This is a genomic window from Alteracholeplasma palmae J233 (assembly GCF_000968055.1).
Lineage (GTDB): Bacteria > Bacillota_I > Bacilli_A > Acholeplasmatales > Acholeplasmataceae > Alteracholeplasma > Alteracholeplasma palmae.
The window spans coordinates 797466-809764 of sequence record NC_022538.1; the positions used below are offsets into that span (position 1 = coordinate 797466).

Sequence of the window (12299 nt, forward strand, 5' to 3'; positions counted from 1 at the left end):
TCTAATTATAACAAAAAAACAATAAAAAACCAAAGAAATATCAATTGACTATTCTAACTTTACTATGTATAATGAAATAGTAGTTAAAATTAATAATAATCATCAAACTAAAAATGATGAATATAATAAAAAAATAATTGGAGGTGTACCTATGGGTATGATATTTTTAGATACCGGTACTATTGTTATCTCCAGTTTGCTAGCAGTTATTGCTTTAGTCATCGGATTCTTTGTTGGTTACTTTATTCGTGTAGCTCATCATGAAAAAAGTTTAAGACAAAGCCGTGAATTGGCTAAACAAATCGTTGAAGATGGACAAAAAGAAGCTGAAAAGCTGAAACGTGAAATGGTTTTAGAAGCAAAACAAGAAATTTTCGCATCAAGAAAAGAATTTGATAATGACATGCGTGAAAGACGTCAAGTTGTTATTAATTTAGAAGAAAAAGCTTCACAACGCGAAGATTCATTGAATAAGAGAACTGAATATCTTGATAAGAGAGAAGAAGGACTAGATTCTAAAGAACATAAACTTGATGAAAGAAAAGAAAATCTTGAACAACTAAATAGCAAAGTGGAAGAATTGGTTAAGGAACAAGAAGAAAAATTACAAGAAATTGCCGAATTGAGTAAAGAGGCTGCCAAGGATATCATTATGGCGGAAGTAAAAGATTCTTTATCAAATGAAATTGCAGCATACATCAAAGATGAAGAAGATAAGGCAAAAGATCAAGTGCATAACAAAGCAAAAGAAATACTTGCTTTAGCAATGCAAAAATATGCTGGTGATTCTACAAGTGAAAAAACTGTCAGTGTGGTAAGTATTCCAAATGAAGAAATGAAGGGACGTATTATTGGTCGTGAAGGACGTAATATACGTACACTAGAAGCATTAACAGGGGTAGATTTAATTATTGATGATACACCGGATGCGGTTGTATTAAGTGGATTTGACCCAATAAGAAGAGAAATCGCAAAACGTGCATTAGAAACATTAGTTTCAGATGGAAGAATCCATCCAGGACGTATTGAAGAAGTAGTTGAAAAAGCAAGAACAGAAGTTGATATATTCATTCGTGAAACTGGAGAAGAAGCTGTATTTACTGCCGGTATTGGTAGAATGCATCCAGATTTAATCAAACTTTTAGGTAGACTAAGTTTTAGAACTAGTTATGGGCAAAACGTATTAAAACATTCATTAGAAGTAGCGTTCTTAGCAGGTAAACTAGCGGCTGAGATTGGCGAAAATGAATTAATCGCTAAAAGAGCAGGGTTATTACATGATATCGGAAAAGCAGTAGACCACGAAATTGAAGGTAGTCACGTCGATATCGGTGTCGATATTGTAAAAAGATATAAAGAACCAAAAGAAGTAATAGATGCAATCGCATCTCACCATGGAGATAAAGAACCAGAAAGTATTATTGCGATTTTAGTAGCTGCGGCTGATGCCTTAAGTGCTGCACGCCCAGGTGCTAGAAGTGAATCAATGGATAATTATATTAAACGTTTATCACAATTAGAAGAAATATCTAATGGTATCCCTGGTGTAGACAAATCATATGCAATTCAAGCAGGTAGAGAAGTAAGAGTTATTGTTAAACCTGATAAAATTGATGATTTATCAACATTTGCTGTTGCAAGACAAATTAAAGAAAAAATCGAAGCAACTATGGCCTATCCAGGAACAATTAAAGTTACTGTTATTAGAGAAACAAGAGCAACCGATACAGCAAAATAAAATTTAAAGAGGCCATAGTGCCTCTTTGTTTATTCAAAAGGAAGACTATATGAATAAAAATGAAATTCTAACGATAGTAGAAGATTATGTTAAAAAAGGTTCTATCCAAGATTTAAGTGCACATGATTTTTATCATATAAAAAGAGTGAAGGATACGGCACTTCTTATCAATCAGGAAGAAAAACAAGATGCATTTGTTATTACAATGATTGCGCTACTACACGATGTTTATGATCATAAATTTTATCCTGACTTAAATATTGAACAAGCATTGTTTCAATTATTAGAAAAATTAAAAGTAAAAGCATTTATTGAAAATGAAACAGCAAAAGAAATTTGTTATAATGCCGCAAATATTAGTTTTAAAAACGGTAAAAATAATGCAACTCTAAGTATGAATGGAAAAATAGTTCAAGATGCTGATAGGCTAGATGCCATTGGAGCGATTGCTATTGCAAGAACGTTTGCCTATGGTGGAAGTAAAAACAGATTAATATATGATCCTGAAAATCAAGGATTAGATACCATTTCTCATTTTTATGAAAAATTACTGAAATTAAAAGATTTAATGAACACTGAAGTTGGTAAAAAAATTGCTCTTAAAAGACATGAATTTATGAAAAAAAATTTAGAACAATTCTTTGCTGAGTGGAACATAGAAGATTTACATGGAGAAAAAATATGAAAATATTATTTATAGGAGATGTCTATGGTGATCCTGGAATAGACTATCTAACAGAAAAACTACCTGAATTAAAAAATGAATATAAACCTAATCTTATTATTGTTAATGCTGAAAATGCTTCAAATGGAAGAGGTATTAATAGAAAAATATATAAGCACTTTATGTCTTTAGGAATCAGTCTACTAACAATGGGAAATCATACTTGGAAAAATCCTGAAATTAAAGAAATTATTGCAGACTCAAATATTATTAGACCGATTAACGATCACGAAAAGCTTGGTTCAGGATATAAAATAGTTAAATATAATGATAAAAAAATTTTAGTCATCAATGCATTAGGAAGAATATTTATTGATGAAACTTTAGAGTCTCCTTTTACAATAATTGATGATTTGCTTATTTCATTAAAAGGTCAATATGATTATTCATTCCTAGACTTTCATGCAGAAGTAACAAGTGAAAAAGTTGCTATTGCGCATCACTTGGATGGAAAAATAGATGTTGTCGTTGGGACTCATACTCATGTTCAAACAAACGATAATAGAATCTTACCCCAAAAGACATTATATATATCAGATGTTGGAATGACAGGAGCTTTAAATGGTGTCATTGGTGTAGATAAAGATGTCATTATTGATAGATTTATAAATGGTTATAGTAAACCAAACAAGATTGCTTTAGGAAAAAGACAATTAAATGGGGTCATTATAACAATAGATTCTTTAAGAAGAACAATAGAAAAAATTCATTTGGAAGAGTGATAAAATGACTGAAAAAGATAATTTTATAACAATGCTTAAAGATGATCCTAAACTCAAAGAATATCATAGATTAGAAGCAATTATTAATCAAAATAAACAATTAAAAAGTAAACTTAATCAGTTAAAATCAATTCAAAAACAAATGATTAATGCTGAAAAAATAGAAAAAGAAAATGCGCTTAAAAAAATCAAAAATGAGTATGATAACTTACTAGAAGAAATCCTTGAATACCCTTTAATGACTACATATCTAGATTTACAGAACTACTTTAATGAGATTTTAAAACAAACAACTGAAATTATAGAAAATAGTATCAATAGTTCTCTAAAAATATAAAATAATAGACAAAAAGCTATTTTAAAATTAAAAAACTTGATAAAATTGCAAAAAAATTATATGATATTAGTAAGATACTTTATCTAAGAATGGAGGCAGGAAAATGGCTGCATTTGACAAAAACGCACAAATTACTGTTAAAAATGAAACATATAGTGTAGATGATTTAGCTAAAAAGTTATCAAAAGTGCCTAGTGAAGCGATTGTAAGGATTTTTAATGAGGTTCATATTAATTTTTCTAGAAAATTAAGAATGGGTATTTTAAGAAGTTTACTTAGACCTTATGTCATTCAGACAAAAAAGGAAAAAGAAAAAATTGCTGATGAATTCAGTTATCGCTTATCTCAATTTGAAAACTTCACTGATACGCAACTTGTAAATTTATTAGAAATTTATAAGAACGATACATTAGTAAAAGACTATTATTATAATCTTTGGTTAAATATTTTAACTCAACTAGTTGAACGTGGAATAGGCGAAAATGACTTTCAAAGACTAATTGATTTAACAGACACTAACCAAACTATTCGTGATGAAGACTCCAAACAATTTAATGATAATTTTAATAGTGTTTTTTATGATGAAAAAGGCGAAATTGATGGTTTAACACCTGAACAATTTAGACCAGTTACATATAAGAGCACAACTCTTTTAGAATTAAGAAGTATAGGGGATAAATATAACGCTTCAGTTCCAAAAAGATTACGTAAAAAAGAATTATTAGAAATCATTATTAAAGAATTAAAAGATCGTAATGCATATGAAGAAAATCTAGATGAAAGATTGTCTAAAATGAGTATTTTAGTTTTAGAAAGATATGCTAAAGATAATAAAATAAAAGTTTCAACGGAATTAAGAAAAGAAGAAATTATTGAATATATTCTTTCTAACGCTAAAGAAACAAAAGAATCATATTATGTTCCAACCTCTAGTGCTGTATATGAAACAGAGCAAGAAGAGATTGCAGTTTCTGATGATATTATACTTGAAGTTAATGAACCTGAGATGGTTGAAGTTATTTTCTTTGAAACTGAAAAAACAACAACTATTAAAGGCACAAGAGTTGAAGAACCTAATGTTGATTTAATTGAAGGTTATGACTTTAAAGGTTGGTATAGAGAAAAAACTTTTAATACACCTTGGGATTTTTCTAAGGATGTTGTTACAGAACCAATTACACTTTATCCTAAATTTGAAGAAAAAGAAGTAACTAACTTTAATGTTACATATAAAAATATTAAAGATGAAATATACCGTCAATTAAATGTAGCTAAAAACTCAAAACTTGTAGAACCAGAATTAGAAGTAGATGAAGCAGTTACATTTGAAGGTTGGTTTACTGATAAAGAATTTAGTAGAAAATGGGATTTTTCAACTGACACTGTTACACAAAATGTTACACTTTATGCTAAACTTGTAGAAACAATTAAGAATGAAGTTGTAGTAGTTGAAAAAGTTCTACCTCCAGCTCAAACTGAAACTGTAACGACACATACAGTTATTTCAAATCAAACAGCAATGGATGATAGTTCAGTTAATAAAATATTAGAAGAATTAGCGATTATTAAAAAAGAAGTTATTAAAAATAATAGAAGTAAAAAAGAAGCAATGATTAGACAATTGCTAAACGATGAAGATGATGATTTAACTCAAGAAAAAGTTAATCCAAAAGAAAAATACTCTGAAGAAGTAGTAGAAACAAAAGAAAAGAAATCAAAAAAACAAACAAAAGAAACTCCAAAAAAACGTAGAAATTTCTTTGTTAGATTCTTAATAGATTTAGTTACAACAGTATTAATTATCTTAATTGTAGCAATACTACTTGTGTTAACAACAGGAACTATTTCAGCATTTGATCCAAACAACCAATTAGCTGCAGATATTAATAAAGTATTTGATTACATAAAAATAGGTGATACTGGACTTGCACTACACATCACATCATTTATGACATGGTTAAAAAATATATTTAGTTAATAATTAAAAAAGATTTGGGGCGTTGTTATGCCAAAAGATAAAAATGAATACACACCAATGATGCAACAATATTTAAAAATCAAAGAAGACTATGCTGATGCAATAGTCTTTTTTAGATTGGGCGATTTCTATGAGATGTTTTTCGATGATGCGCTATTAGCTTCAAAAACACTAGAAATAGTCCTAACATCTAGAGATGCTGGTCAAAAGGTTCCAATGTGTGGCGTACCGCATCATTCATCTAGAATCTACATTCAAAAATTAGTTGAAAAAGGACTTAAAGTAGCAATTGTTGAACAAGTATCAGAACCAGGAAAAGGATTAGTAGAACGTAAAGTAGTTAAACTGATTACCCCAGGAATGATCATCGAAGATGGAATGTTAAATGAAAAAGAAAATAATTTTATCGCAAGCCTATCTTTGAAAGAACATGGCTATATTTTATCCTACGTTGATATTTCAACAGGCGAATCCTTTTTAACGGATGGATTAACAAAAGAACAAGCCTTTGATTTAATATTAAGTCTTAAGATTAAAGAAATCGTATTATCTAAAAATTACGACAAACAAATTGAACTTTTTATTAACAATAATAATTTATCAGTTACTTATTATGAATCGGGCAAAGATTTATTTGAACATCACTTAATTAAAAACTTACAAACATTAGATCAAAAAAAGGCAGCAAGCGAACTTTTACAATATTTATCTCAAACACAAAATCAACCATTAAAACATTTTATGGGATTTGAAATTATTAGAAAAAATGCACATATGCATATTGATCATAAGGTTCAAAAACATTTAGAAATTATTGATTCTAATACTAATAATCCTAAAACAACCCTACTTTATTGGTTAGACCAAACACAAACTGCCATGGGATCAAGAAAACTAAAGTATTGGTTAAATAACCCACTAATTGATAAAGAAATACTTAATCAAAGATATGATTATATCGATGGATTTAAACAATATGGGCCAAGAAATGAACTCAAAGAAATCTTAAGATATATTTATGATATTAACCGTATTGTAGGAAGAATCTCATTTAATAATGCAAATGCTAAAGATCTGTATCAACTTAAACAAACATTATCACTTATTCCTAATTTAATTGAAATATTAAAAGCTTATGAAAATGATAAAGTAAAAGAATTAGCAACAGACATTAACCCACATACAGAATTATTTGAACTCCTTGATAAAAGTATTGTAGATAATCCACCTCTATCGATTAAAGAAGGAGGCATTATTAAAGACCACTTTAATCCTTTATTAGATGAATTAAAAGAAATTAGTGAAAATGGAACAGCATGGTTAGAAGAATTTGAACGCAATGAAAGAGAAAAAACAGGTATCAAAAATTTAAAAGTTGGATATAATCGTGTTTTTGGCTATTTCATTGAAATTTCAAGAGGCAATGCAGAATTAGTAGATCCATCTTTTGGGTATGAAAGAAAACAAACATTATCAAATAGTGAACGCTATGTGACACCTGTTTTAAAAGAAAAAGAAGATTTATTATTACACGCAAAAGAAAAATCTATCAATTTAGAATATGAAATTTTTTCTGAAATTAGACTTAAAGTATATGAATATATTTTTTCATTACAAGAGCTAGCAACACTGATTGCACATATTGACGTGTACTTAACTTTAGCAATCGTCTCAGATCAATATAGATATGTTAGACCAGAATTGACAGATTCAAAAAGAGTAGTTGTTAAAAACGGTAGACACCCAGTTGTCGAAAGATACGTTGATTTTATATCAAATGATGTTTATATGGAAAAAGAAGATATCTTTTTAATCACAGGACCTAATATGAGCGGTAAATCAACTTATATGAGAATGTATGCCTTAATTGTTTATATGGCTCAAATAGGATCATTTGTCCCTGCTAATAGAGCAACGTTACCTATTTATGATGCAATTTTTACAAGAATTGGTTCATCTGATGATATTGCAGGTGGTAAATCAACCTTCATGGTTGAAATGGTTGAAAGTAATGAGGCCTTAACTAAAGCAACTGAAAATAGTTTAATCTTATTTGATGAGATAGGAAGGGGAACTGCTACCTATGATGGTATGGCGCTTGCCCAAGGAATGATTGAATACATTCACCATAAGATAAAAGCACAAACTTTCTTCTCAACACACTATCATGAATTAACAGAACTTGATCAAACTTTAAGCAATTTAAAAAACTTGCATGTAACTGCAAAAGAAGAAAATGATAAAATGCTTTTCTTACATCAAATAAAAGAAGGAGCAAGCGATCAATCATATGGTATTCAAGTTGCTAAACTTGCTCACTTACCAAAAGCTTTAATAAAAAGAAGTCAAGAAATCCTTGTTAGTTTAGAAAAAGATAAGAATAAACCAAAAGTTGACTTATTTACATACACTGAAGAAAAAGAACCAATCATTGAACATTCATTTACTAAAGAAAATGAAGAAATACTTAATGAACTTAAAAATCTTGATCTAAACCAAATGACACCAATGGATGCTTTTTTACAATTAAAATATTTACAAGAAAAATCAAAGAAATAAAGGATGTGAAGTCATATGCCCAAAATTAGTATATTAGATGCGACATTATCAAATATGATTGCTGCTGGGGAAGTGGTGGAGCGTCCTTCTTCTGTTATTAAAGAACTTGTTGAAAATGCCTTAGATGCATTTGCAAATCAAATTATTATTGAAGTACAAAATATGGGACTTCACACAATTAAAGTAACAGATAACGGTATTGGAATGTCTAAAGAAGATGCAAAACTAGCTTTTTTAAGACATGCTACTAGTAAAATCAAAAATAAAAATGATTTATCAATGATTAAAACTTTAGGGTTTAGAGGTGAAGCCTTGCCTTCAATCGCTTCTGTGGCTAAAGTAAAACTTGAAACTAAAACAGAAGACTCTGAAGGCTACTTTGTTGTATTTAATGGCAATGAACTCATAACAGAAGGAACAGCTGTTATTAATCAAGGAACAGCAGTCACAGTCAATGATTTATTTTATAATACACCAGCACGCTTCAAGTATTTAAAATCTGAAATTGCAGAAAAAAACGCAATTATTGAATTATTTGATAAACTCGCACTGTCATATCCTTCTGTCCAATTTATCTTAAAAATAGATGATAAAGAAGTTAAAAGAACTATCGGAAATGGGCATGTTTTAACAACCATGGAAACCATTTATGGAAACCAAGTTACTAAAAATAATTTCACCTTTGAATTAGAATATCAAAAAATTAATGTTAAAGGATATCTAATGAACCCTTATAATAGTCGTTCTAGAAAAAAAGATATCAACCTTTTTATCAATCAAAGATATGTTAAAAATTATGCTTTAACACAGGCTGTTGTAGATGGATACCATAGTTTTATGATGGTCAATAAATATCCTATAGCCTCTATTTATATTACAATTGATCCTAGTTTAGTAGATGTTAATGTGCATCCACAAAAAACAGAAGTAAAATTAATCAATGAACAATTATTAAAATTTCAAATTGAACAAAAAATTAAAGAAACTCTCATTAGTAAACCAGTTGAATTAAAAGAGATCAAAAGAGATAAAGAAGAAGTTTTTAGTTATAAAAAAGAAAATTTATTTACAGAAAAAGTTGTAGAACACCCTCAATATATCAAAGAAGAAAGCACCTTCTTTTTTAAACCTAAAGAAGAAGTGAAAAAAGAAGAACCATTCTTTTCTAAAAAAGAAACTCTTTCAAATCATCCTGAAGTTGAAATTCAAGAAGAAGCTATTAAAAGAACTAAACTACCAGATTTTGATTATATTGGTACTTTTAGTGGAACTTACCTCATGTTTCAAAATCAAGATGGTCTTTATTTAATGGATCAACACGCGGCTGCTGAAAGAATTAGATATGAAAAGTACTATAAAAAACTAAGTGAACCTAGAAAAGAAGTAAAACAATTGCTTCTAGCTAGACCTGTTCTATTACCGGAAAATGATTTAGCTAAAATAGAACTATATGAAAAACAATTAAGTGAATACGGCTTTTTATTTTCAAATCAAAAAATAATAGGATTACCTATCTGGTTAGACGAAGATGCTATTGAAGAAACACTAGAAACCCTTTTAACAATGCTATCTGAAGATGGTAAAATAGAAATTATTAAACTAAGAGATCAATTAGCAAAAGATATGAGTTGTAAAGGCGCTATTAAAGCAAATCATCAATTAAGCATTCATGAAATAAATGAGATTATGAAAAACTTAAAAGAATGCGATAATCCATATACATGTCCTCATGGTAGACCGGTATTTATTCACTTTACACACTATGAAATTGAAAAGATGTTTAAAAGAATCGTATGAAAAAAGTAATTGTTATTACAGGACCGACTGCCTCAGGGAAAACCAAATTATCTATTGATCTTGCTAAAAAATACCATGCAGAAATTATCAATGGAGATTCAGTTCAAGTATATAAAGAATTTAACATTGGCAGTGCTAAAATCACTGAAACTGAAAAAGAAGGCATTACACATCATTTATTAGATTTAATTGAACCTGAAGATACTTATAGTATCTATCAATTTCAAACAGATGTTAGAAAATTAATTGATAGTATAAAACTTCCTATGATTGTAGGAGGAAGTGGCTTATATATTAAATCAGCTCTTTATCAATATGAACTAACAGATAACCAAATAGGGTCTGCTAAAGCAATGAGTGACCTTGATATTGAAGAAACCTATTTAAAATTAAAAGAGCTAGATCCTAACACAACAGTTGATAAAAATAACCCACAACGTGTTTTAAGAGCATATAACGATGCTTTAACAGGAAAACTTAGATCAGAAAAGAATGGGAAAAATATACCATTGTATGACATATTAATTTTATACTTAAATATACCTAGAGATACTTTAAGACAACGTGTTACTTTAAGACTAGATATGATGCTAGAAAATAACTTTATTGATGAAGTTAAAACAATCAAAGAAAAATATCCGAACGCTAATTTAAATGTTATTGGATATCGTGAAATCAACGATTATTTAGAAAATAGAATAACACTAGAAACAGCAAGACAAACAATTATTACTAAAACCATGCAGTTTGCTAAAAGACAAAAAACATGGGTTAAAAACCAAATGTCACCTATTATCTTAGAAGCACTAGATGAAAAATTACTAGAAAAAGCATCGGCGCATATAGATGATTTTTTAAGGAGTTAAAATGAGGATTTATATTATAGGAATGCCAGGATCTGGAAAATCAACAGTTAGTAAGCAGTTAGCTGAAAAAATCTCATATGAACTTTATGATTTAGATAGTGAAATTGAGAAAAACAGTCACATGTTTATTGACCAAATTTTCAGTGAATACGGAGAAGAGACCTTCAGAAATCTAGAAACTAAAGAATTAGAAAAAACAGTAGAGTTAAAAAATGTTGTCGTTTCATGTGGAGGTGGCATTGTCACTCAAAAACGAAATAAAAGAACGACGCAAACAGGTTTAACCATTTATATAGATACCAATATTGATATCATAAAAAAAAGATTAGAAAAAGATACAACAAGACCATTGTTAAAGTCTAATAATTTAGAAAACTTATATGAAAAAAGATTTTTAAAATATCAAAACTTTGCAGACTGGATCGTTTCTAATGATAAAGATAGCAGTCAAACAGTAGAAAAAATTGTAGAATATCTAAAAGGAAAAAATATCATATGAAAATATTATGTTTACATGGACCTAATCTTAATATGTTAGGAAAAAGAGATCCACTTCATTACGGAAATATGACCCTTGAAATGCTCTGTAATAAAATTTCTAATACATTTGAACAAGTAGATTTTACTTTCTATCAAAGTAATCATGAAGGAGATTTAATAGACCTTATTCAAAATGCTAATGAATACGATGCTTTATTAATTAATGCAGGTGCATATACACATACAAGCATCGCAATCAGAGATGCTCTAGAAATAGTTTTAATCCCTAAGGCAGAAGCACATTTAAGTGATATTCAAAACAGAGAAGAGTTTAGAAAGATAAATTACTTAAAAGATGTCTTAGATGGCAGTTTTTATGGAAAAAAAGAAGAAAGTTACTTTGAGGCAATACGTTTTTTATTGTCAAGATTAGAAAAATAACGTATAATAAAAACGGATTTAAAAAAAGGAGAAACAAAATATGATTAGTACAAACGAATTTAAAACAGGACAAACAATTAACTTTGAAGGTAATTTATTCCAAGTTTTAGAATTTATGCATGTTAAACCAGGAAAAGGTGCTGCTTTTGTAAGAACAAAATTACGTAACCTTAGAACAGGAGCAGTCATTGATTATACATTTAATGCTGGAACTAAAGTAGAACGTGCTCAAATTGATAAAACTCCAATGCAATACTTATATGCAGCAGGGGATAACTATGTTTTCATGAACACTGAAAGCTATGAACAAATAGAAATTCCATACAAACAAATTGAAAATGAACTTAAGTTTATTTATGAAGGAATGACCGTAGATATTATGTTTTATAATGAAACAGAAATACTTGGTGTTTTAGTCCCAGATAAAATCACTTTAAAAGTTGTTGATACACCAGATGGCGTTAAAGGTGATACAAAAACTAATGCTATGAAAGATGCAGTATTAGAAACTGGATTAGTAATTAAAGTACCATTGTTTATATCAAATGGAGAAAAAATTGTTGTAAATACTCAAGAATGCGCATACGTTTCAAGAGAAAAATAATGATAAAATAAAACCTAAAACAAATAGGTTTTTATTTTTTGCAAAAAAAGAAT

General features: G+C 28.9%; 11 protein-coding genes. All 11 read left to right on the forward strand.

Features of this window, described 5'->3' with window-relative positions; genetic code table 11:
* Positions 1-151 precede the first annotated feature (151 nt).
* The 11 genes from rny to efp all read left to right on the forward strand — a co-directional run bounded on the left by rny (position 152) and on the right by efp (position 12246).
* Positions 152-1738: a ribonuclease Y gene (rny, locus tag BN854_RS03615; protein ID WP_231854646.1), complete on the forward strand. Its 1587-nt coding sequence runs from the start codon at positions 152-154 to the stop codon at positions 1736-1738.
* Positions 1739-1787: 49 nt separating this feature from the next.
* Positions 1788-2423 carry an HD domain-containing protein gene (locus BN854_RS03620; RefSeq protein ID WP_026658743.1) on the forward strand — a complete coding sequence of 212 codons (636 nt, stop codon included), beginning with the start codon at positions 1788-1790 and terminating at the stop codon, positions 2421-2423.
* Complete coding sequence (locus BN854_RS03625; protein ID WP_026658750.1) at positions 2420-3184, forward strand: TIGR00282 family metallophosphoesterase; 765 nt, start codon at positions 2420-2422, stop codon at positions 3182-3184. Before BN854_RS03620 ends, BN854_RS03625 begins: the two co-directional genes overlap by 4 nt.
* A gap of 4 nt (positions 3185-3188) precedes the next feature.
* Complete coding sequence (locus BN854_RS03630) at positions 3189-3521, forward strand: YlbF family regulator (protein ID WP_026658757.1); 333 nt, start codon at positions 3189-3191, stop codon at positions 3519-3521.
* Between the two features lie 103 nt (positions 3522-3624).
* Entirely contained in the window at positions 3625-5499 is a 1875-nt protein-coding gene (locus BN854_RS03635; protein WP_026658763.1) for an InlB B-repeat-containing protein, read from the forward strand.
* 27 nt (positions 5500-5526) lie between these two features.
* On the forward strand, positions 5527-8058 hold the full coding sequence (mutS, locus tag BN854_RS03640) for a DNA mismatch repair protein MutS (protein ID WP_026658769.1): 2532 nt from the start codon (positions 5527-5529) through the stop codon (positions 8056-8058).
* Between the two features lie 15 nt (positions 8059-8073).
* Entirely contained in the window at positions 8074-9855 is a 1782-nt protein-coding gene (mutL, locus tag BN854_RS03645) for a DNA mismatch repair endonuclease MutL (protein ID WP_026658776.1), read from the forward strand.
* Complete coding sequence (gene miaA, locus BN854_RS03650) at positions 9852-10721, forward strand: tRNA (adenosine(37)-N6)-dimethylallyltransferase MiaA (protein WP_026658785.1); 870 nt, start codon at positions 9852-9854, stop codon at positions 10719-10721. Before mutL ends, miaA begins: the two co-directional genes overlap by 4 nt.
* 1 nt (position 10722) lies before the next feature.
* Positions 10723-11220 carry a shikimate kinase gene (locus BN854_RS03655; RefSeq protein WP_026658792.1) on the forward strand — a complete coding sequence of 166 codons (498 nt, stop codon included), beginning with the start codon at positions 10723-10725 and terminating at the stop codon, positions 11218-11220.
* On the forward strand, positions 11217-11642 hold the full coding sequence (locus tag BN854_RS03660; protein ID WP_026658799.1) for a type II 3-dehydroquinate dehydratase: 426 nt from the start codon (positions 11217-11219) through the stop codon (positions 11640-11642). Before BN854_RS03655 ends, BN854_RS03660 begins: the two co-directional genes overlap by 4 nt.
* Positions 11643-11682: 40 nt before the next feature.
* The gene (efp, locus tag BN854_RS03665) at positions 11683-12246 is read left to right on the forward strand and encodes an elongation factor P (protein WP_026658806.1); all 564 of its coding nucleotides are present in this window, start codon (positions 11683-11685) and stop codon (positions 12244-12246) included.
* The last annotated feature ends 53 nt before the right edge of the window (positions 12247-12299 follow it).

What these genes read in the sequence shown, in the direction of transcription:
- BN854_RS03625 (WP_026658750.1), top strand. Translation starts at nt 2,420, where the DNA reads ATGAAAATATTATTTATAGGAGATGTCTATGGTGATCCTGGAATAGAC.
- mutL (WP_026658776.1), top strand. Translation starts at nt 8,074, where the DNA reads ATGCCCAAAATTAGTATATTAGATGCGACATTATCAAATATGATTGCT.
- rny (WP_231854646.1), top strand. Translation starts at nt 152, where the DNA reads ATGGGTATGATATTTTTAGATACCGGTACTATTGTTATCTCCAGTTTG.
- BN854_RS03620 (WP_026658743.1), top strand. Translation starts at nt 1,788, where the DNA reads ATGAATAAAAATGAAATTCTAACGATAGTAGAAGATTATGTTAAAAAA.
- efp (WP_026658806.1), top strand. Translation starts at nt 11,683, where the DNA reads ATGATTAGTACAAACGAATTTAAAACAGGACAAACAATTAACTTTGAA.
- mutS (WP_026658769.1), top strand. Translation starts at nt 5,527, where the DNA reads ATGCCAAAAGATAAAAATGAATACACACCAATGATGCAACAATATTTA.
- BN854_RS03635 (WP_026658763.1), top strand. Translation starts at nt 3,625, where the DNA reads ATGGCTGCATTTGACAAAAACGCACAAATTACTGTTAAAAATGAAACA.
- BN854_RS03660 (WP_026658799.1), top strand. Translation starts at nt 11,217, where the DNA reads ATGAAAATATTATGTTTACATGGACCTAATCTTAATATGTTAGGAAAA.
- BN854_RS03630 (WP_026658757.1), top strand. Translation starts at nt 3,189, where the DNA reads ATGACTGAAAAAGATAATTTTATAACAATGCTTAAAGATGATCCTAAA.
- miaA (WP_026658785.1), top strand. Translation starts at nt 9,852, where the DNA reads ATGAAAAAAGTAATTGTTATTACAGGACCGACTGCCTCAGGGAAAACC.
- BN854_RS03655 (WP_026658792.1), top strand. Translation starts at nt 10,723, where the DNA reads ATGAGGATTTATATTATAGGAATGCCAGGATCTGGAAAATCAACAGTT.